Raw genomic sequence first — 19,223 nt, forward strand, 5'->3', positions numbered from 1 at the left:
TAAGCAATGAGTGATTACAACATTAAAGAGGCTTTTGAGAGAATTGAAAACGAGCTTATCGACAGCATGATGCGCAATTTCAGCCGTCACAGAGCCGAAGAAACCAAAGAGGGTTACAACTGGACACAATGGCAGGCTGAACAGCTCAAAAGTCTTGAAGAGTACCGTAAGCACAACGCAAAGAAATTCGGCAAGCGTTTCAAAACCATTAACGGCAAGGTTGAAGAGATGATTCGCACCGCCAAAGCTGACGGAAATGCAAGTCAGGAGGCAGAAATTCTTGAAGCTGTCAAGGACGGTTTCAAGGCCCCGAAAAAGCCGTCAGCACACAGCACAGCCGAGTTTTTTAAGGTGAATGACCGTAAACTTGACGCACTCATAAAATCGACCACAGACGATTTAAAGAGGGCAGAAACGGCGGTTTTGCGTATGAGCAACGACAAGTACCGCAAGGCGATTTTTAACGCACAGGTTGCAACGAACACGGGTGCGGTTACATACGAAAAAGCCGTTGATATCGCCTGCAAAGATATGCTCAACGCAGGTCTTAATTGTGTGGAATACAAGAACGGTGCAAGGCACACGCTCTCGGATTATGCGGACATGGCGGTTAAAACAGCCAACAAAAGAGCCTATCTGCGTGGTGAGGGCGAAAAGCGAGCCGAATGGGGAGTATCCCTCGTTGTTGTGAACTCAAGACAGGGCGGTTGCCCCGATTGTGCAAAATATATCGGCAAGGTGTTTATTGACGATGTTTATTCAAACGGCAAAAAGTCAGACGGAAACTATCCGCTTCTCTCAACTGCAATCAAGAACGGTTTGTTTCATCCGAGATGTAAGGACAGCACAAGTACATATTATCCCGAACTTGATGATTTGGACGCACCGTTGTCTGAAGATGAAATCAAAGAGCTTGACCGTCAGCGAGGAATTGAGGAAAAACAGCAGTATGCACAGCGTCAGGCAGAACGCTTTGACCGTCGTGCCGAATACAGCCTTGATGAGGACAATAAACGCATTGCCCAAACCCGAGCCGATGAGTGGCACGATAGGGCGAATACGCTTGAAGAAAAGGCAAAACAATTTTCTTTGAAGACTGATGAACAAAAATATTACAGACCTGTTTTTGAAGAAGATATATCAAAAACTTTTGAACGCAAAATTGAGGGCGAAACAATTACAATTGATACCCACAATGCAAATACATTGTGTGATAATGTTTATATTTCAGATAAGGTAAAGCTAAAACGAAAAGAACTTCATAATTTTGATATGCAAGTGAGAAAAGCGTTTGATATGCTCGGAGAGGTTGAAACAAGCGGAAAGCCTGAAATTTGTATTGTCACTCCCGAAGAAATGCGAGTAAATGCTATTGCTTCATATATGCCAATGCAAAATGTTCTAAATGTCAATTCAGCATACTTTTCAACAAGTGATTTGTCAGGCTTACAAGAAAACTTGGCTTGTCCGCAAGACAGATTGAGTACAATTCTGCACGAACTGATTCATTGGCAAGACGCTAAAAATTACAGAGCAAAATTCGGAAGTATTAACGATTATTTTGAATATTGCGATTACCTTAATAAAATTTATGCTCCAAAGGTTGAAAAATTGATAAATAACGGTTATAATATAGAGGATATAAGTGAGTATGCTTTTGAATGCTTAAAAGATAAAGCTATGGATGAAGTGTATAATGAGTACAGAGTCAGCAAACTTTTAGGGTGATGATAGTATGAGATTGATACAAACTGAAGAACAAAAATCTCTATGGAATGCGTTTAAGCCGTACCTTGTAACAAATGGTTTAAATGTCACTTTGCGTGAAGATGCTCCACAAGAAGCTAAAGATGCTGAAGCACTTTACAGTAAGCTTAGAGAGAAACAAAAAATGCAATATCTAAAAGATAGTGGCATAATCTAACCGCTCCGTAAAAAGGGCGGTTTTGTTGTTTAACTTGCCGAGAATATGTTCAGAGCAAGAAAAACGGCTTGTTCACGGCATTGCTTAACTTGCCTGTAACTTGCCGTAACAGAACTAAATACATCAAATCAGCACTTTGAGAAATCAGAGTGCTTTTTTATTGCATTTAAACCCGTCGATTTCGACCAGTTTAGAAAGGTGGTGACAGAATGAAAATCAGAGTAACAACAGCATTTAACGACAGGCAGAACGGCTATGTAACACGACCTGTGAATGAAGTTTTTGAATGCTCCGAGCAGAGAGCAAAGGAACTCATTGACGGTGGTTTTGCAGAAGAGGTCAAGCCTGACGCTCCCAAAAAGCCGAGAGCCAAAGCAGTTAAAACAGAAAAAACAGAAAAAGCGGATTAAGCACTTTACGAATATGTAAGGTGCTTTTTTATTGTCCGAAGACATTAAACTACGGGAGACACCGTGCAAAACTGAAACAGAGAGACACTCTATAAACTGATTACGGGAGACACCCGAAAAACTGAAAGGATATGAAAAAATGGCAGAACCAAATCCAACACCAACCCCCAATGAACCGACACCTGCACCGCAGGGAACTCCACAGGGAAACGCTCCTGTCTTTGATTACGACAAGCTCGCAAGCCTTATTACAGGCAAACAGAGCGTGACAGAGGACACCGTTTTGAAGTCATATTTTAAGGAGCAGGGATTGTCAGCCGATGAGATGAAAGAGGCTATCGGTGCTTTTAAAAAGCAGAAAGCTAAGAACACTCCCGACTTTGCAAAAATGCAGTCGGAAGTTGAATCTGCAAACAACGCAAAGCTTATGGCAGAAGTCAACCAGTCGGCAACCCTCGAAGCCGTAAAACAGGGCGTTGACATTGCAACCGTTCCGTATGTGCTTAAAATTGCAGACTTTTCAAAAGCTGTGACAGACGGCAAGGTCAATGCGGAAAAGCTGACAGAGGCTGTTAAAAAGGTGCTTGACGATATCCCCGCACTCAAGGGCAAACCTGCCGAGAACGGCACAGGAGTTAAGAAAATCGGCGGTGACGGCAACGGCGACAAAAATTTAACAGAAGATGCCTTAAGAGGAATTTTCGGCATCAAATCGAAAAAGTAAGAAAAGAGGTAAATAATTATGGCAGTATTAGAATACGCAACTATTTTCAGTAATGTTTTAAGAGAATTGTACGGTCAAGCCCTTACTTGCGATGACCTTTACCACTCAAACTCTGACATTCAGATTATCAACGGTAAGGATATTAAAATTCCGAAACTCTCGGTCAGCGGTTATAAAGACCATACACGAGGTGCAGGCGGTTTTAATTTGGGTACATATTCAAACGGTTACGAAACCAAAACCCTTGACCACGACAGAGATATTGAGTTTGCTATCGACCCTATTGATGTTGACGAAACAAATATGGTAGTGACTATCGCAAATATTCAGACACGCTTTGAAAAAACACAGGCTATCCCTGAACTCGACTGTTATACTTACAGCAAGCTTTATACAGAGGCTAAGCGAGTTGGTGCAACAGTAAAAACTACTGCATTAACTGCGGCGAATGTGCTTGCAGATTTTGACGATAACCTTGAGGCTTTTGCCGAAGCGGGTGTACCGCTCGACAGGGTTATTCTTTATGCGACACCACAGTACAAAAAGCTTTTGAAGAATGCAGAGGGTATTCAGAGAACACTTGAAATCAGTTCCGCAAAGGGCATTGACCGCCGTGTTCGTTCCGTTGATGATATTGATAAGATTGTAGAAGTGCCAAGCTCAAGAATGAAGTCTTTGTTTGATTTTACAAACGGTTGTGTTGCTGACAGCTCAGCTAAGCAGATTGACTATATTCTTATTGACCCGGAAGCACAGGTGTCAAGAGTTAAGTATTCATATATCAATGTCTATACTCCGGGTTCTGACAGCCGAACAGCTGATAATTATATATATCAGAACAGAAAAGTTAATGGTACTTTTGCCATTGACGAACTTATGAAGCAGGGCGTAATCATTCATGCCGAGGCTTAAAGCGAGGTGAGAAAAAATGAAAGCAATCAAAGACAATAAGTCATATACAGTCAACACAGACGAGGAAGCTAAGACTTATGTATCCCGTGGTTATGATATTCAGGATGACAACGGCAAAATCAAAGAATATGGATTAGGCAAGAAAATTTCTGTTGATGATTACAATACTTTGAAGAAAGAAAATTCAAAGCTCAAAGCCGAAAACAAAAAACTTAAAGAGAGTACCAAGTCAGACACAAAGGAGTAAATCTATGTATGCCGATTACATTGAACAGCAGGGCGGAGATGAGAACAGCGTTATCTCTGCCGAACACATTGATGTTCTAACTTTTAACCGCATTGATTTTGAAAAACTTTCGGAAATGCAGAAGAGAATCATCGGCAGAGTGCATAGCAGACTTACTGCTTTTGAAGAAGAAAATGCCGATATGATTTCTTCCTATCTGAAAAGCTATTCAATCAACGGCACATCAATGGAATTTGGTGCAAGCTGGAACTTAATGTGTATCAGCGGAGTGGCAATTCCTGCCGACCTCTATGCGTTGCTAAAATCAACGGGACTTTGTTATCCTGCAATCTGAAAGGTGCGTGAAAACCGTGAAATTTCCGTCACTTGTAAAAAAGCAGTTCTGCAAAACTCCTGTCGAGGTCACAATCTACGGTGAGGGTGTTACCGAAGACGGAGCACCCCTGACCGTGTTTGAATGCAAAAATCTGTATCCCTCCGACAGCTTGTACCCGTCAGCAACCCTGCACGGTGGCTCTGCCTTGTGTAATATGCAGTCAAAGGCAAAGACGGTCTATACCAAAGAGCAGAAAATTGTTCAGGTGTCGGCTGTCTTGCTTTTTGACGGCGATATTGCCCCCGACAGCCCCACTTTAAGCGGTGGCTTTGTAATCCTTGACGGCGTAAAACGAAACATCGTACAGGGTACAAAACACCGCAACCCCGACGGCAAAGTTAATTTTACGGAATTGGATGTGATTTAATGGGATTTTCAGTATCATCAAAAATCAAACTCAATATGCCTGTTGTAAAACAGCTTGACAAGGCAAAGCAACAGGCTCTTGAACAGACAGGTGACGCACTTCTTAAACAGGTGAAAAACACGCAGGTAATGCCGTTTGATACGGGTAATCTTCAGAACGAAAATACCTTTGAAGATTGTGCGCAGAGTTGGAACGGCACGGTTAAAATTGTGTCAAGCACTCCGTATGCAAGGCGGTTGTATTTTCATCCCGAGTATAATTTCAGCCGTAAGGAAAACATTGCCGCCGGCGGTAAATGGTTCGCTCCGTGGCTTGAGGGTGGTACACGGCAGAATTTTTGCAGTCGGGCATTTGTGAGATTTTACAGAAAGGAAGCAGGACTTTGATTTACTTATCGGACATCAGAGATTGGCTCAAAAGCGTTACCTCAGCCGAGCATTATTACATCGGCAAACTTGACAACAAGCAGGACAGGTCAATCGGTGTGTATTCATTAAAGCAGTCGGGAACACCCACAAGGGCAATCGGCGGTGAAAGCACCTACGATACAATAAGCGTGTCTTTGCTTATCCATTACACCGACAACGCAAGAGAAACCGAGGAGTTTGCACGCAGACTTTACGAAACGCTTTACGACATTAAAAATGTTGAAATTAAGGAACACAAAATCTATATAATCGAACTGCTCACGGAAGAACCCGTTGATGTGGGAACAGACGACAAGGGTGTGTATGAGCAGGTCATTGAAGTTAAATTTTATTACGAAAGGAAGTAATTTTATGGCAAAAGTTGAATCGGGAGTATTCCCATGCTATGAAAATCAGTTTGCGGTTGGCAAGGCAGGAACAGAATCCGCCACGACAAATATTGCTAACTGCGAAGAATTTTCCGTTGCATTTGACAACGGTGTCGAGGAATGGACAGCCTTTGAAAACGAGGGCTGGAAGTCAAGGCTTATGACAGCAAAGTCAATCACAATTTCGGTAAAGGGCAAGCGTACAATCGGTGACGCAGGTAACGACCAGATTGCCGCATTGTCATTTGAAAACGGCAGAAAGGTAGAAGTTCCGTTTATGTGGACCTTCCCCAACGGTGCAACCGTCCTCTTTAAAAATGCAGTTGTATCCGTTACATCAAATGGTGCAGGCGCAAGTACGGGTGTTGCTCCGCTTGAATTTGAAGTTATGTCAAACGGCAAACCCGTATATACAGCAGCCGCTTAAAAAACGAAAGGAATGAACGATTATGTCAAAGTTAATTGATATTACAGACAAACTTAATTTTGAGGAAAAGCCGAGTGTCAGAGTTAAAAATGTTGACCTTGCAATCAACAATGACGCAGTTTCAATGCTCAAAGTTGCGGCACTTTTTGAGGACGGCAACGGTAAAAGTAAAGATGTTATCGAAATGTATCATCTTCTTTTTGATGAATCCGAGAGAGAAAAGATTGAAAAGTTAAAACTGAATATGCACGATTTCAACGCCCTTATCAGCGAATCTGCCAAAATTGCAACAGGCGATTTGACTGACGAGGGGGAAGCTCAGACCCCGGCTACGACCTGATTGATGACTTTGATTTAATCGTGTCGAGCTTTCGCTCGGAGTATGGGGTCAGCATTTATTCAAAGGATTTTGCTAAAATGAGTTGGAATGAGTTCTGCTCACTTCTGCAAGGCTTAGGACCCGAAACACCGCTTGCAAGAACGGTTCAAATTCGCCTTGAAACCGACAAAGAAGTCTTGAAAAACTTTACTTCGTCACAGCATAAAATCCGCAACAAATGGCGGTCAAGGAATGTAAAGCACTATTCAGACGAAGATATGAACACCGTTCTTGCAGAATTTCAAGACTTCTTCGCTAATCTGTAAATTTGTACATAATTTTCGCTGTATCTACAAAATTCTTGACAATGTTAATATATAGTGATAAAATGTAACATACACTAACAAATTTATTAAGGAGAGTGTATGTTTATGAAATGTCCACATTGCGGAAACGAATTAAAGGACGATGCAAAATTTTGCGACAAGTGCGGTGCAGGATTTGGCGGAAACGATTCAACCTCGGCAACCGTAAATCCTGCAAATGCAAAGAAGAAAATTTACAAGCGTTGGTATTTTTGGGTTATTATCGTTGTTGCTATTATGATTGTTGGCGGTGTAAACGGTGCAATTAACGGTAACAGCGGTTCAAACAAATCAAAGCAGGAAACTACTGTTGCAAATCAGAGTTCAGAAAAAGCAACTGAAAAAGCGACAGAAGCACCGACCACAAAAGAAGTTGCAACAGAAAAGCCTACTAAAGACCCGAAGAAGGTTGAAAAAGAATTTAAAGACGGTTGCAAAACAGTCGACTTTAAAACTCTTTCAAGAAACCCTGACAAGTACAAAGGTAATGACTACAAGTTTGAAGGTCAGATTATTCAGGTTCAGGAAGGCTGGGGCGATTCGGTTGACCTGAGAATCAATATAACCAAAGAAGAAAATGAGTATCTTGATGAACCATTGTGGACTGATACAATCTACGCAACTGTAGAAATTCCTGACGGTGCGGACAAACTCCTTGAAGATGATGTAATCACATTCTGGGGAACTTGTGACGGCGACTATACATATGAAACCGTAATGGGCAACAATGTGTCACTTCCGAAAATCGACATCAAATACTACGAACTCAACAACTAAAACAAAAAGCCACTCCAAATGGGGTGGCTGTTCTTTTGCAAAATTTTTAAGCGTATATCATAGCGGTGTGCGCTGTTTTTATGCCTGTTTTTAAAAAATCTAAAATGAAAGGAAGTGGTGAATATGGCGACAAAGGCGGGTGAAATTGAGCTTGATGTCAGGCTGACAGGTGATGATATTTCAAAAACATTGCATAAGATTTCCGATTCAATTACAAAAAAGTTTGATTCGGCATTTTCAAGTCTTTCAAAAGATTTTGAAAATGTAAGCACGGATATGAAACAGTCCTTTTCAAAGGTTGCAGAGGGTGTTTCTCAGAAAACCGAGAAAGAATTTTCAAATATCAAAGGCAGCGGTGAGCAGTTAAGCAATTCGGTTTCATCTTCGTTTAAGAAAATCGGTACAGCTGTGGTTGCCGCCTTTTCCGTTGCCAAAATCAAGGAGTTCGGTCAGCAGTGCATTGAATCGGCTGCGGAAGTCAATGCGGCAAATTCGCAGTTTGAGCAGACATTCGGTACAATGCAGTCGCAGGCAGAATCAGCCATTCAGAGCGTTGCCGATCAAAGTGGTATTCTTGAAACCCGATTACAGGGTGTCGGCACAAGCATTTATGCCTTTGCAAAAACTACGGGTATGGACAGTTCAAGTGCTTTGGGAATGATGCAGGAGGCTTTACAGGTAACAGCCGACAGTGCCGCATATTACGACCGTTCGCTTGAAGACACCGCAGAAAGCCTGAAATCATTCCTCAAAGGTAACTTTGAAAATGATGCCGCACTCGGTTTGTCCTGTACTGAAACCACACGAAATGCGGCGGCTAATAAGCTGTATGGCAAGTCATTTACGGATTTGTCGGAATCGCAGAAACAGCTCACGCTTTTGCAAATGGTTAAGGACGCTAATCAGCTTTCGGGTGCTATGGGACAGGCAAGTCGTGAAGCAGACGGTTGGGAGAATGTAACGGGCAACCTCAGAGAAAGTTGGAAACAGCTCCTTGCCGTAGTCGGTCAGCCTATTCTTCAGGTGGCAACTCAGGTTGTAAAGCGGTTGAGTTCCGCACTTGCGACTTTAACGGAATATGCCAAAGGTGCGGTTGAATCGCTCTCAAAGGTCTTCGGCTGGGATACAGGCAACAACACCGCAAGCAATATCAAATCTGCGTCCGATTCTGCCAAAAGCCTTACGGATACGGCAGATGACAGTTCAAAGTCACTTGATAATGTTCAGAAAAGTTCCGAAAAAGCAAAGAGAAGTGTTGCGGGCTTTGATAAGCTGAATGTGCTTTCAAGCTCTGACAGCTCATCTTCAAAGTCAGACACCTCCTCATCAAAAAGCTCTTCAGGCGGTTCATCAGGCGGAGCTGTTGCAAAGAATGTTGTCAAGGACACAAGCAAAAACCTTTCGGGGGCATTCAAAAATCTATACGAAAAAAGCGGATTCAAAGGCTTTGTCGAGAATGTACAGAAAGGTATTAACAAGGTTGATTGGTCAGCTATAGGCAAGAACTGCAAGACCGTTTTTGATAATGCTGTTCCCATAGTTCAAAAGGCATTCGGCACAATGCAAAAGGTCGGTTCTGCAAAACTCGGGGCAATCGGCTCTGCATTCGGAGCGGTTGCGACAATCGGCGGAAAGTCGTTTCAGACCATTTTAGGCGGTGTTGCTAAGTGGATCTCAAAAGACAGGGAAAAGATTATCGGCTTTATCGATACCATAGGCAACAATCTTACAAACGGCTATAACAACCTTTCAACCTTTTTTGATAATTTCGGTACACTTGCAGGCAATGCAATTGACAATGTTCGCCCTCAAATGGAAGAATCAATTTCCAATCTTTTTAGCGATCTTACAACCTTTGCGGGCTCAGTCGGCGAAGTTGTTTCGGGTGCGTTTTCAACTGCAACCGAAAGCCTTGTGGAATGGACTGAAAATGACGGTGCAACAATCACTGAATTTCTCGAAAATTTACAATTGCAGTTTGCAGATGTGTTTAACTTTATCGGTCAGATTTTCGGAGATATCGGAACAATTATCAGTAATTGGTGGAACGGCAACGGACAGCAGATTTTTCAGAATATCTGCAATATGTTTACCAACATCGGCACAACCCTGATGAATGTTTACAATCAATGGATTAAGCCTGCGTGGGATTTTATCGTAGCAATCGTAAAATCAGCTTGGGAAAACTGGCTGAAGCCTGTTTTTGAGGGTGCAATAAACTTCTTCGGCAAGGTTGCAGACTGTGTTTCAACCGTGTGGAATAACTTCCTGTCACCGTTTGTAAACTGGCTTGTCAGTTTTTGGGGACCTATATTTCAGAATGTTTTCAATGCCGTAAAAAGGGTGTTTGATAATGTGTTTACATTTATCGGTGGGTTGATTACCTCTATACAGAAAACATTCGGCGGTCTTATTGACTTCATTACAGGTGTTTTCTCAGGCGATTGGAAAAAAGCATGGCAGGGTATCTACGACTTCTTCAAAGGTATTTGGGACGGCATTTGTGCCGTGTTTAAGTTTATTATAAACGCTATCATTGACGGCATAAATGCGTTGTGGACAGGTATTTATAATTTCGTTTCGGGTGTTGTTAATTCAATCGGCGGAATAGCCGGTATTATCGGAGCGGCTTTTGGACAGGATTGGAGTTTTTCAATGCCTGAAAATCCGCCTCTCATTCCGAGATTTGAAGAACCCACGGAATCACCGGCACGAAAATTTGCAAAAGGCGGTATTGTTAAAGCTCCGACACTTGCGGTTGTCGGCGATAACGCAGGTGCTAACAGCGGTAACCCTGAGGTTATTTCTCCTCTTAACAAGTTACAGGGTATGCTCGACAATTCGGGCGGTCAGGATACAGTGATTCTCACACAAATTCTTGACCTGCTTAAACGCATTTATGAAATGTTCATTATCTTTCGCAATAACGGTGGCAACACTTATTCGTTTACTGCCGAGCTTGAGGGTTCAACGCTTTTTGAAGAAATGATAAGACAGGATGAGCTTTACAGACGCAGACACAACGGTAAATCCGCATTTGCATAAAGGGGGGGATGATATGTCAAATTATAACGGCTATTTGCTTAAATTCGGCAACAACATAATGCCGAATAAGTACATTACCGCATTTTCATCAACTCCGAATCAGCGACTTGAAACTTCTGCGGAACGAGATCAGAACGGTACGCTTCAAAGGGCAACGCTGCCAAATTACAAAACAAAAATTTCGTTTTCAACTCACATTCTTCATCTTGACGAAAAGATTGATTTTCAGTCGATTATCAACCTCTCAATGGCGAATAAGTTACAGAGAAAGTGCAGGGTAACTTATTGGAACGATGAAACGAACAGCTATTACACCTCTTATTTTTATATTCCTGATATTGAATATACTGTAATGAATGCCGAAAAGAATGATATAACCTATCAGCCGATTACTGTTGAGCTGATTGAGTATTAAGGGGTGATTCTTAAAAATGCTTGTATCTAAAGAAATTGCTGATAAGCTGAAAACAAACACACTTTACAACACCGTTGCCCTGCATTCCCCCGACGGCAGTTTTGAGGATATAACAGGTGAAAGTATCGTGCTTGACAGCTTTTCGCTTGAAAATGAAATTGTTGAAAAAGAATTGAAATTCGGCGGTTGCATAGCCTCTGAAATGAGCGTGAAACTCATTGATTATGATTGCTCGGCTTTGATAGGAAAGACGGTACAGGTCATCATAATGGCAACATATCTTGAATCGGAGCTGTATCCGTCAGATGATTTGTACCCGTCAAATGCTCTTATTTGTCCTGCCGAAACAGGAACGGTTGAATGTCCTGTTTTCTACGGAAAAATTCAGTCGGCTCAAAGAGATAAAAAACAGCGTAACATCGTCAAAATCACAGCCTATGACGCTTTTTATGATATGTCAAAGGTGGATATGTCTTTGTGGTTTGCAGGCAAAGAGAACGAGGACGGCAGCTTTGCTTATGGTTATGCGCACTATCAAAAAGACGATAATTTTAAGAGCTTTTATTCAATAATCGCAGAATTTGCCAAAGATTATGCAATTACAGGGGTTTCACCGCCGAGCTTATCTGTCTTTAGTGTACCGCTGAAATTTGATGATACCTGCGTGGAAAAGGTTATAAAGGACATTACCTTGTCAGATTTAATCCAAGCTTATGCAGAATTAACTTTGAGCTTTGCCGTTATAGATGCCGACGGAAAAATGCGTTTTAAAAGGTTGTATTCTCAATCTTCCGTTGAAACAATCGATTCGTACAAAGATTTATCCTTTGAAGATTACGAACTTGAGCCTATCCGTATGTACAGTGCTAAGTTTGCTGATAAAAAAGCGTTTTTGTATGGCAACAGTAACGATTTTTCGTGGTATGTTTCCGATAACATTTTGATGAGGTGCAGAACAACAGCAAGTGATATTGGCACAAAATATAATTCTGTTAATTTTTTTGGTGATGTATATAAATACCGCCCGACAAAAATTAAGCTGTTTTCGTATTGGTGGCTTGAGGCAGGCGATAAGTACACAATTAAAACTCCGTTTGAAGATTTGCCGACAATCGAAACATTTGTGTTCAATAAGAAAATGGACGGATTTATAACTGCCCTCACGTCAAAGGGCGAAAAACGATTAGGAAAGGAAGTAAAAGAAAATGAACAAATACAATAAAATTGTCTTTGTGAACGGCTCTGCTCCGCCCCTCAATGCCGACAACCTCAACCATATGGACGAGGGGATTGAACGGGCAACGGACGGAGCAATTGCACTTGAAACCGAAATAGCCACAGCAAGAGGCGGTCAAAATTCGCTTGGAGCAAGGTTTGATACGACCGACGCAAATCTTGCAAGTAAAGCCAATAAATCGACAACGCTTGCAGGGTACGGAATTACGGACGCATATACGAAGGAAAGAACAGACCAAAAACTTGCCCAAAAGCTCAATTCAATGCCGTTCGACAGCGAACCAAAAAATAACAGCCCGTGTTACCTCACAAGCGGTACGGTTTACAATGCTCTGCTTGTGAAAGCAGATAAAACCGCCTTGGCGACTAAATACGATTCGTCAAATATTGAAAGTGGTACATCAACACTCACACCGTATTCAACCGTCACCGATAAAATCAAAAGTGCAAACTGTACATATAAGACGATTGGTGACATCGTAATCGTCAGTGCAACGGTCAAAATGAACGCAGTATCTCTTGGCGGCAATAGCATGTGTCCGCTGATTGATTTGCCGTACAAATGTATTTCCGAGGACAATGTTTTTTGTGTCGGTATTTCAAACCTTGGCAAGCTCTTTAAATTTGCCATTCCGAAAAATAACACTTGGCTACAGTTTTCGACTCAGGATAAGACGGCTTACACATTTGCAGACGGCGAGCAAATTAATGTGATTTGCTTGTACAAAATTAAATAACGGAGGTATGAAAAATGGAACTTAAAGAAAAAATCACACTTGATATGCTCACAAAGGACAGCGTTTCGGTACTCAGACAGCAGTTTTTGACCTTCAACGGTGAAGAAATGCAGGTTGGCGGAAACATCCGCAACGCATACATGAACAGCAAATCGGGCAGAGAACAGCTCAAAACGGTGCTGTCTGATGAATATTACAATGCCGTCATGGCAGTTTGGGGCGACAATCCAACCGTTGACGAGCCTGTCGAAAGTGAGATGTAAGCGATGAAGATTGATATTGTACAGCTTGCAGAAATCATATCTGCGTTAGCTTTAATTGGCGGTGTTGTATTTGGTGTTTTTAAATTTATCGAAAACAACAAAAAGCAGAACGCTGAAATCAAAAAAATCAAAGGTGAGCAGACCTTGACAATGTATGCACTCCGTGCGTGTCTTGATGGTCTGAAACAGCAGGGTTGTAACGGCAGAGTTACCGAGGCTATCAATAAGATTGATAAGTACCTCAACCAGTCGGCACATTCGGCGGAAGATTTAAATTGAAAGGATGATAATAATGAAAATGACAAACAAAATCTATGATGTACTTAAATACATTGCTCTTATCGTACTGCCTGCAATCGGTACACTTTACTTTGCCGTAGCAGGCATTTGGGGCTTGCCATACGGCGAACAGATTGTAGGCACTATCACAGCCGTTGACACCTTCTTAGGCGCTCTGCTCGGCTTGTCAGCTTATAAATATAACAAAACAGACGAAAGCGAGGAATAATTATGAGTAATTCAAAACTTGTTAATTACACAAAATTAAGCCCAAACCACAGCGGTAAACGCACACACAGTATTGACCGCATTACTCCGCATTGTGTAGTCGGTCAGTGCAGTGTCGAAACACTCGGAAACATTTTTCAGGACACAGCTCGTGAGGCAAGCTGTAACTACGGAATCGGCTATGACGGCAGAGTGTTGCTCTGTGTCGATGAGAGCAATCGCTCTTGGTGTAGTTCATCAAACGCAAATGACCAGAGGGCAGTCACAATCGAATGTGCAAGCGACACGGTAGCTCCGTACACCATGAACAGTAAGGTGTATAACAAACTCGTTGCACTCTGCGTTGACATTTGCAAGCGTAACGGCAAGACTAAACTGCTTTGGTTTGGCAATCAGGACAAGACTTTAAACTATTCGCCAAAATCAGGCGAAATGGTCTTGACTGTACACAGGTGGTTTGCGAATAAATCTTGCCCAGGTGACTGGCTTTATAACAGGCTTGGCAATCTTGCAGACGAAGTAACTGCACAGCTCGGCGGTAAAACATCAAATAAGGAGAATGAGGAAATGATTAAATACGGCTCACACAATACGGCTACACTCGCGTTTAAAAAGCAGTTAATTACGCTTTATAACATGAAAATCATCAAAACAAAAGTCGATAACTCAAACGGTTTCGGTGACGGTACACTGAAAGCTGTAAAAGAAGCACAGAGAGCAGGTAAGGTCACAGTTGATGGCATTGTAGGTGAGAAGACAATCAATGCTATCTATCATCTTATCAATGATTGCAATTGGGCTAAAGATAAAAAAATCGCAAATGCAAAAAAAGCACTTGGCTAATTAAAACCTAAAGGACATTTTTAATGTCTTGACAAACACATAATTGCAAAAAATCCCCCTCATCCGCCGTAAAAAAGCGAGTGAGGGGAATTTGTTATTTGTAGATTTGTTAGCTACTTGTTAGCTGTGTGTTAGCTACGATATGTATTTTTCCGTGTTTTAGAGTGATTTAAGTATAGCAAAACCCCAGTAAATATCGTATTTACTGGGGTAAAAAGCTATGGTGCAGGTAACAGGACTTGAACCTGCATGAAATTGCTTTCACATGGACCTGATGATTACACCACTTCGGTGTAAGAATATTTATGTTCCACTTTTAATTCATACACTATATCATAATAACGTTTTGACTACAATCTTCTGACTAACTTTATGTTAGTTGAATAACTTACTTTTATTAACAAAAACGGAATTCATTGTGTTTCATATTCCCATTCACTAAGATATTTATTTACTTCATCTTCGTCAACTCTATTCAGTTTTTCATCTTTTCTTTCATACCACAAACAATATGCGATAGCCAATTTCTTTGCATCATCATCTAGTTCTGAAAATACTTGAGTTGATTTGAGTGATACAATGCTATTATAGGCATCTTCGTCGCTTAAAACACCTTCAAAATTATCTTTTTGAAAGCTCCATCCATTACCTTGTCCCGAACTCCAATGATTTGCCGTTATTTTAAGATATTTTGGAATATTAGAAGGTATCCTAAGTTCTTTCTTAACATAAATATCTAATGAATCCTTATCAATATTACGCCAGAAGATGTATGTAGGATAAAAATATGTTAAGTCAAATAGATTTAGAGTTTTAGAAGATTCTATTAGTTTATCTATTATTATTCTTTCCAAATTACTTAGCTGTTCTTCTGAAATCATTCTATAGTTATAATCAATATCTCTACCTATTCGTCCATAAGAATATTCTATTTGAAGTACTAAATCAACTACAATTGATAATTCGTCCGATGAATAAGAGTTGATTAACTCTATGATTCTTTGTTCAGCTTCATCTTGAGAATATGTTTTCATTATTTTCCATATGCAATTAGCTATAAATGTACTCGGAGTAGGATTAAATATTCCTCTTGATTTATGATTTGAGGGTATTGTTAATGCTATAATGAGTTCATTTAAAAATATTGACTTTCTATTTTCTGGTATATCAGGAACATATGAGAGCAGTTCTCTTGAATATTCAAGCATTTTATCGTTTTTTATTAGTTTGTTAAAATAATTATTTAGTTTTTCTCTATCAAAATCGTTTATGGATTCTAATATTTCTTGTCTTGAAATAGCTACATCATCTAACGATAAATTAAAATATAAACCAGCACGGGTACGACAGGCAATCTTTTGCTTTTTTCTTAACTCATCATCAGAATCCCCAGAGTGATGATATCCTCCTGTCAACCATGAAAATTTTGGAAATAAAGTCTGTACTATTTGTATCATTAATTCCGGATTATCATATATTTGCCGAAATTCTTTTAATCTCTTGCTATATGCTTCTTTTTGTTCAACCCCAGAAATTCCTCTTGTATAAATACTTCCGCAAATACTATCAGTATTTTTATATATCCAGTTGTAAATACTTGAGGCACATATTTGAAGCGTAGTAATTGCGAGTAAGTCAATACAATTTGTTTCATCATGCATTAGGCTATATTTAAACTGGTAGACATTAATTATTCTGTTAACATCCCTAATGCTTTTAATAAAGGGAGATATACAATAATTGAAAACATTATCCCAATAACTTTTTTCAAAATCAGAACAGGGTATTTCGCCAAACCAGAGTTTATTCAGTTTTTCAAAGAAAACACTCTGAACTAAGTCGCCTTTTGCTTCTGGAATATTGAATGGTACCTGTATTATCTTTTCAAGGTATTCTTCACCGTTGCATTTTTGCTCTTCACTTAGTGCTCTCACAACAACTTCTCTGTCAAAAGAAAGCAAATAAATAAGATTCGGAAAACCAGCCAATGAATTAACTAACTGAAAAATCAGTTTAATTTGATTATTGTTTAATCTGTCAATATCATCAATAATCACGATGAATTTGTGACTTTGATGACTTAACGCCTTAGTAACTTCTTCTTTCTTTTTATTAAGGTTGTTATCATTGCCGTTGGATAGCCTTTTTCCCGTTTTCTCCATAATCCACTTTATCGGTTTTATATATTTTCCAGCAACAGGTATGTTTTCTGCATATTCGAAAACTGTAGAATATTCTTGTAAGGCTTTTCCAACTTTATACAGGCTTTCACTCTTTGAATTAACATTAAGCTCTGCAAGCATAGTTGAAAAAAACTGAGTAATCAATTGAGTTTGGTCTGAATAATTCCACGGATTAAAATGTACAATTATTGGTTTTCCGTCTTCACTATAATTTTGTGTAAGTGTGTTTATATATGTTTCTACCATATTAAGAATAGAAGTCTTTCCAGATCCCCATTTGCCACATAGACTAATTGTAAAATTATCTGTATTTGTGTATGATAATATTGCTTTTGCGAGTTGCTCTGAAAAAGACGCTCTATTTAATAAGTCAGAGCTAATGTTATCAATTGGCTTATCTGTATTAAACATTTTTCTCATTCCTTTATGATAAATTTTTTATATCATGTTCATTTGTATAATTATTTCATAAAAATTTTCGTCAACATCAATGTGTATAAAGGATGGTTATAATAATTTATAAAAATTTTGTGATGAACGAGAATACAATTCCTTACAAAAAATCAATAATTGTTCTTTACTATGAAAAACAATCTCGGAAAACGGAACAGAATCTCACCATTATTCTGTACTTGATACCGTTGTTGCAATTCTTTATATACATCATTAACAAACTTATTAGCATCTGATTCTGAAAGCTGTTCGAGATATGGTCTTAGACCCGTACCTTTGTACCATTCTATAATACTCTCATAGCTTGGCATACGGTGACAATAGGTTGTTTCCCATACTTCAAAATCGCTTGAAATATGGGAAAGCACGTCAAAGTACTCTTCGGTTGTTAGATTGTTGTATTGTCTTGGAACGATTTTTCCGTTCCAATTTTGATTTTCGGAAAGCTGATTTATGATTATATGAACAGGATGCTCACGCTGGATTGGTATCTGAATTGCAAGAATACCGTTTGGCTTTAATAGTGTCATCAGTTTTGGCAAAAGCTCTCTGTGATTTGGCAGCCATTGAATGCAGGCGTTTGAAAACACTATATCAAACTTTTCGCTTATATCATTCAAATCACCGTTTGCATCAAGTTTGATAAACTCTATATAGGGGTATAATTCCATTGCTTTTTTTAACATATCTTCAGAGTTATCAGCTCCGATTATATGTGAATTTGGATATTTATCTTTCAAGACTTTTGTGCTGTTTCCAGGACCGCAACCTAAATCAAGTATGTTATCTGGATTAAGTGTTTCAAGTCTGTTTGCTAAATCAATAGCAGGCTGTGTTCTGTCTTTTATAAATCTCTCATATTATGTGGGATTCCATTTAGTCATACTTATCTTCCTTTGCTATATCAATAATTATTTTCTTCCGACTACCAAGAAGTGAGGACTTAATCCCATCAGCGTTTCTTCATTACATCTCCTGAGTGTGGATTGCGAGGATCATGATATGCTTCAATACGATTTAAGCCTACATTTTCAAACAAGAATCTGATTATTTCTTTAAAAGCTTCGCTCATTATGCCTTTGTGCCACCAATTATAACCAAGACAATATCCGATTGTAGCGGCTTCGATATTCTCTCTGAGTTGTACCACGCTGATTGCACCTATAGGCTCGCAGATATCTTTCAGCTCTATTTTCCAGTCATAAAAATCAGGCTTACCCTGATTATCCAACAAAAATTTGTGATATGTAGTTTCTAATTGCTCAACGCTTTCATAAGGCGGCCAAGTCATATATTTGGTTACTCTCTCATCATTTGCCCAGTTTCTGAACATCTGCTCAGCATCATTCTGCCTTGTTTTACGCAATATCAGTCTTTCTGTTTCAAGTGTTACTGTTCCGAGATTTTTCATATAAAATTCACTCCTAAAATCAATAATCAATTTTCTTCCTGATATCCTCCTGTTATCTCAATAGGGTTTCCGTCAGGATCCATAAATGTAAAATACCAGTAAGGAGAAAATACATTCAGATATCTTATGGGCGTTAATTCGGTTGCAATTTCTAAATTAACAATTCTATCGTATTCTTCCTGTAAATCAGGCACACCTAAATTGATAAATACTTTTCTGTTGTTTGCGCTGTTTACGATAGCTAATGAATCATCGTATATCGGATACGATTCGCCTATTGTTTCCATTTGTTCAGGATGTTCGGCATCATAATAGCCGTTAAAAAGGCAGATATTCAAGCCATCGTTGTTGAAAACAGCAAAGCGTTCTCCGTTTCTCGCACTTACCTTCATATCCAAGAGCTTTTCATAAAAATCAAGAGATTTATTAAAATCCTTAACTACCAAATAAATTGAGCCGTATCGCATTAAATTTTCTCCTTATTGT

General features: G+C 39.7%; 26 protein-coding genes. 22 read left to right on the forward strand and 4 right to left on the reverse strand.

From position 1 onward, the window contains the following. Positions 1-6: 6 nt before the first annotated feature. The 22 genes from WMO31_RS07815 (at position 7) to WMO31_RS07920 (ending at position 14,690) form a co-directional block, all read left to right on the forward strand. The gene (locus tag WMO31_RS07815; protein WP_367999478.1) at positions 7-1,728 is read left to right on the forward strand and encodes a phage minor capsid protein; all 1,722 of its coding nucleotides are present in this window, start codon (positions 7-9) and stop codon (positions 1,726-1,728) included. A 7-nt stretch (positions 1,729-1,735) separates the two neighbouring features. Further along, on the forward strand, positions 1,736-1,924 hold the full coding sequence (locus WMO31_RS07820) for a hypothetical protein (protein ID WP_117838486.1): 189 nt from the start codon (positions 1,736-1,738) through the stop codon (positions 1,922-1,924). A gap of 209 nt (positions 1,925-2,133) precedes the next feature. Continuing rightward, on the forward strand, positions 2,134-2,334 hold the full coding sequence (locus tag WMO31_RS07825; protein WP_117949264.1) for a hypothetical protein: 201 nt from the start codon (positions 2,134-2,136) through the stop codon (positions 2,332-2,334). A gap of 139 nt (positions 2,335-2,473) precedes the next feature. Beyond that, the gene (locus WMO31_RS07830) at positions 2,474-3,058 is read left to right on the forward strand and encodes a hypothetical protein (RefSeq protein ID WP_303667670.1); all 585 of its coding nucleotides are present in this window, start codon (positions 2,474-2,476) and stop codon (positions 3,056-3,058) included. A gap of 18 nt (positions 3,059-3,076) precedes the next feature. Next, positions 3,077-3,970, forward strand: a complete 894-nt coding sequence (locus WMO31_RS07835; RefSeq protein WP_195231739.1) for a capsid protein — start codon at positions 3,077-3,079, stop codon at positions 3,968-3,970. Between the two features lie 16 nt (positions 3,971-3,986). Then, positions 3,987-4,217, forward strand: coding sequence for a hypothetical protein (locus WMO31_RS07840; RefSeq protein WP_117967704.1), 231 nt, complete (start codon positions 3,987-3,989; stop codon positions 4,215-4,217). 4 nt (positions 4,218-4,221) lie between these two features. Further along, positions 4,222-4,551 (forward strand): hypothetical protein, encoded by a 330-nt coding sequence (locus WMO31_RS07845; RefSeq protein ID WP_303667669.1) that lies wholly within the window; start codon positions 4,222-4,224, stop codon positions 4,549-4,551. A gap of 16 nt (positions 4,552-4,567) precedes the next feature. After that, positions 4,568-4,960 carry a hypothetical protein gene (locus tag WMO31_RS07850; protein WP_117949272.1) on the forward strand — a complete coding sequence of 131 codons (393 nt, stop codon included), beginning with the start codon at positions 4,568-4,570 and terminating at the stop codon, positions 4,958-4,960. Next, a complete protein-coding gene (locus tag WMO31_RS07855; RefSeq protein ID WP_303667668.1) occupies positions 4,960-5,346 on the forward strand; it encodes a hypothetical protein in 387 nt (128 codons plus the stop codon). The genes WMO31_RS07850 and WMO31_RS07855 overlap by 1 nt, the downstream gene beginning before the upstream one ends. Further along, positions 5,343-5,735 carry a phage tail terminator protein gene (locus WMO31_RS07860; protein ID WP_215639406.1) on the forward strand — a complete coding sequence of 131 codons (393 nt, stop codon included), beginning with the start codon at positions 5,343-5,345 and terminating at the stop codon, positions 5,733-5,735. Before WMO31_RS07855 ends, WMO31_RS07860 begins: the two co-directional genes overlap by 4 nt. Before the next feature lie 4 nt (positions 5,736-5,739). After that, positions 5,740-6,183 (forward strand): phage tail tube protein, encoded by a 444-nt coding sequence (locus WMO31_RS07865; RefSeq protein ID WP_303667666.1) that lies wholly within the window; start codon positions 5,740-5,742, stop codon positions 6,181-6,183. Between the two features lie 22 nt (positions 6,184-6,205). Next, positions 6,206-6,523 carry a hypothetical protein gene (locus tag WMO31_RS07870; RefSeq protein ID WP_117912485.1) on the forward strand — a complete coding sequence of 106 codons (318 nt, stop codon included), beginning with the start codon at positions 6,206-6,208 and terminating at the stop codon, positions 6,521-6,523. A 20-nt stretch (positions 6,524-6,543) separates the two neighbouring features. Then, complete coding sequence (locus WMO31_RS07875) at positions 6,544-6,828, forward strand: Gp15 family bacteriophage protein (protein WP_367999479.1); 285 nt, start codon at positions 6,544-6,546, stop codon at positions 6,826-6,828. 105 nt (positions 6,829-6,933) lie between these two features. Then, entirely contained in the window at positions 6,934-7,644 is a 711-nt protein-coding gene (locus WMO31_RS07880; RefSeq protein ID WP_303929752.1) for a zinc ribbon domain-containing protein, read from the forward strand. A 123-nt stretch (positions 7,645-7,767) separates the two neighbouring features. After that, positions 7,768-10,689, forward strand: coding sequence for a phage tail protein (locus tag WMO31_RS07885; protein WP_367999480.1), 2,922 nt, complete (start codon positions 7,768-7,770; stop codon positions 10,687-10,689). A gap of 13 nt (positions 10,690-10,702) precedes the next feature. After that, positions 10,703-11,104: a DUF6711 family protein gene (locus tag WMO31_RS07890; protein WP_117967690.1), complete on the forward strand. Its 402-nt coding sequence runs from the start codon at positions 10,703-10,705 to the stop codon at positions 11,102-11,104. Between the two features lie 16 nt (positions 11,105-11,120). Beyond that, on the forward strand, positions 11,121-12,326 hold the full coding sequence (locus WMO31_RS07895; RefSeq protein WP_367999481.1) for a hypothetical protein: 1,206 nt from the start codon (positions 11,121-11,123) through the stop codon (positions 12,324-12,326). Next, positions 12,310-13,077, forward strand: a complete 768-nt coding sequence (locus WMO31_RS07900; protein WP_367999482.1) for a hypothetical protein — start codon at positions 12,310-12,312, stop codon at positions 13,075-13,077. The genes WMO31_RS07895 and WMO31_RS07900 overlap by 17 nt, the downstream gene beginning before the upstream one ends. A gap of 14 nt (positions 13,078-13,091) precedes the next feature. Next, positions 13,092-13,340, forward strand: coding sequence for a hypothetical protein (locus WMO31_RS07905; RefSeq protein ID WP_367999483.1), 249 nt, complete (start codon positions 13,092-13,094; stop codon positions 13,338-13,340). Between the two features lie 3 nt (positions 13,341-13,343). Continuing rightward, positions 13,344-13,619, forward strand: coding sequence for a branched-chain amino acid ABC transporter permease (locus WMO31_RS07910; RefSeq protein ID WP_117839239.1), 276 nt, complete (start codon positions 13,344-13,346; stop codon positions 13,617-13,619). Between the two features lie 13 nt (positions 13,620-13,632). After that, a complete protein-coding gene (locus tag WMO31_RS07915) occupies positions 13,633-13,848 on the forward strand; it encodes a phage holin (protein ID WP_294038936.1) in 216 nt (71 codons plus the stop codon). 2 nt (positions 13,849-13,850) lie between these two features. Continuing rightward, on the forward strand, positions 13,851-14,690 hold the full coding sequence (locus tag WMO31_RS07920; protein WP_303667625.1) for a peptidoglycan recognition protein family protein: 840 nt from the start codon (positions 13,851-13,853) through the stop codon (positions 14,688-14,690). Between the two features lie 413 nt (positions 14,691-15,103). On the opposite strand, the gene WMO31_RS07925 is transcribed toward WMO31_RS07920, so the two are convergent. The 4 genes from WMO31_RS07925 to WMO31_RS07940 all read right to left on the reverse strand — a co-directional run bounded on the left by WMO31_RS07925 (position 15,104) and on the right by WMO31_RS07940 (position 19,204). Beyond that, positions 15,104-17,284: a KAP family P-loop NTPase fold protein gene (locus tag WMO31_RS07925; RefSeq protein ID WP_367999484.1), complete on the reverse strand. Its 2,181-nt coding sequence runs from the start codon at positions 17,282-17,284 to the stop codon at positions 15,104-15,106. 152 nt (positions 17,285-17,436) lie between these two features. Then, positions 17,437-18,174 (reverse strand): methyltransferase domain-containing protein, encoded by a 738-nt coding sequence (locus WMO31_RS07930; RefSeq protein WP_298181424.1) that lies wholly within the window; start codon positions 18,172-18,174, stop codon positions 17,437-17,439. A 104-nt stretch (positions 18,175-18,278) separates the two neighbouring features. Further along, positions 18,279-18,737 carry a GNAT family N-acetyltransferase gene (locus tag WMO31_RS07935; protein ID WP_298181420.1) on the reverse strand — a complete coding sequence of 153 codons (459 nt, stop codon included), beginning with the start codon at positions 18,735-18,737 and terminating at the stop codon, positions 18,279-18,281. Positions 18,738-18,763: 26 nt separating this feature from the next. Next, positions 18,764-19,204 (reverse strand): VOC family protein, encoded by a 441-nt coding sequence (locus tag WMO31_RS07940; RefSeq protein ID WP_298181418.1) that lies wholly within the window; start codon positions 19,202-19,204, stop codon positions 18,764-18,766. Positions 19,205-19,223 lie beyond the last annotated feature (19 nt).

It is taken from the genome of Ruminococcoides intestinale, assembly GCF_040095935.1.
Classification (GTDB): domain Bacteria; phylum Bacillota; class Clostridia; order Oscillospirales; family Acutalibacteraceae; genus Ruminococcoides; species Ruminococcoides intestinale.

Excerpts from the sequence above, each read along its gene's own strand:
- WMO31_RS07905 (WP_367999483.1), top strand. The coding sequence starts at position 13,092 with ATGGAACTTAAAGAAAAAATCACACTTGATATGCTCACAAAGGACAGC.
- WMO31_RS07925 (WP_367999484.1), bottom strand. The coding sequence starts at position 17,284 with ATGTTTAATACAGATAAGCCAATTGATAACATTAGCTCTGACTTATTA.
- WMO31_RS07855 (WP_303667668.1), top strand. The coding sequence starts at position 4,960 with ATGGGATTTTCAGTATCATCAAAAATCAAACTCAATATGCCTGTTGTA.
- WMO31_RS07825 (WP_117949264.1), top strand. The coding sequence starts at position 2,134 with ATGAAAATCAGAGTAACAACAGCATTTAACGACAGGCAGAACGGCTAT.
- WMO31_RS07870 (WP_117912485.1), top strand. The coding sequence starts at position 6,206 with ATGTCAAAGTTAATTGATATTACAGACAAACTTAATTTTGAGGAAAAG.
- WMO31_RS07920 (WP_303667625.1), top strand. The coding sequence starts at position 13,851 with ATGAGTAATTCAAAACTTGTTAATTACACAAAATTAAGCCCAAACCAC.
- WMO31_RS07815 (WP_367999478.1), top strand. The coding sequence starts at position 7 with ATGAGTGATTACAACATTAAAGAGGCTTTTGAGAGAATTGAAAACGAG.
- WMO31_RS07895 (WP_367999481.1), top strand. The coding sequence starts at position 11,121 with ATGCTTGTATCTAAAGAAATTGCTGATAAGCTGAAAACAAACACACTT.
- WMO31_RS07940 (WP_298181418.1), bottom strand. The coding sequence starts at position 19,204 with ATGCGATACGGCTCAATTTATTTGGTAGTTAAGGATTTTAATAAATCT.
- WMO31_RS07910 (WP_117839239.1), top strand. The coding sequence starts at position 13,344 with ATGAAGATTGATATTGTACAGCTTGCAGAAATCATATCTGCGTTAGCT.
- WMO31_RS07835 (WP_195231739.1), top strand. The coding sequence starts at position 3,077 with ATGGCAGTATTAGAATACGCAACTATTTTCAGTAATGTTTTAAGAGAA.
- WMO31_RS07900 (WP_367999482.1), top strand. The coding sequence starts at position 12,310 with ATGAACAAATACAATAAAATTGTCTTTGTGAACGGCTCTGCTCCGCCC.
- WMO31_RS07840 (WP_117967704.1), top strand. The coding sequence starts at position 3,987 with ATGAAAGCAATCAAAGACAATAAGTCATATACAGTCAACACAGACGAG.
- WMO31_RS07865 (WP_303667666.1), top strand. The coding sequence starts at position 5,740 with ATGGCAAAAGTTGAATCGGGAGTATTCCCATGCTATGAAAATCAGTTT.
- WMO31_RS07890 (WP_117967690.1), top strand. The coding sequence starts at position 10,703 with ATGTCAAATTATAACGGCTATTTGCTTAAATTCGGCAACAACATAATG.
- WMO31_RS07935 (WP_298181420.1), bottom strand. The coding sequence starts at position 18,737 with ATGAAAAATCTCGGAACAGTAACACTTGAAACAGAAAGACTGATATTG.
- WMO31_RS07830 (WP_303667670.1), top strand. The coding sequence starts at position 2,474 with ATGGCAGAACCAAATCCAACACCAACCCCCAATGAACCGACACCTGCA.
- WMO31_RS07915 (WP_294038936.1), top strand. The coding sequence starts at position 13,633 with ATGAAAATGACAAACAAAATCTATGATGTACTTAAATACATTGCTCTT.
- WMO31_RS07845 (WP_303667669.1), top strand. The coding sequence starts at position 4,222 with ATGTATGCCGATTACATTGAACAGCAGGGCGGAGATGAGAACAGCGTT.
- WMO31_RS07885 (WP_367999480.1), top strand. The coding sequence starts at position 7,768 with ATGGCGACAAAGGCGGGTGAAATTGAGCTTGATGTCAGGCTGACAGGT.
- WMO31_RS07880 (WP_303929752.1), top strand. The coding sequence starts at position 6,934 with ATGAAATGTCCACATTGCGGAAACGAATTAAAGGACGATGCAAAATTT.
- WMO31_RS07820 (WP_117838486.1), top strand. The coding sequence starts at position 1,736 with ATGAGATTGATACAAACTGAAGAACAAAAATCTCTATGGAATGCGTTT.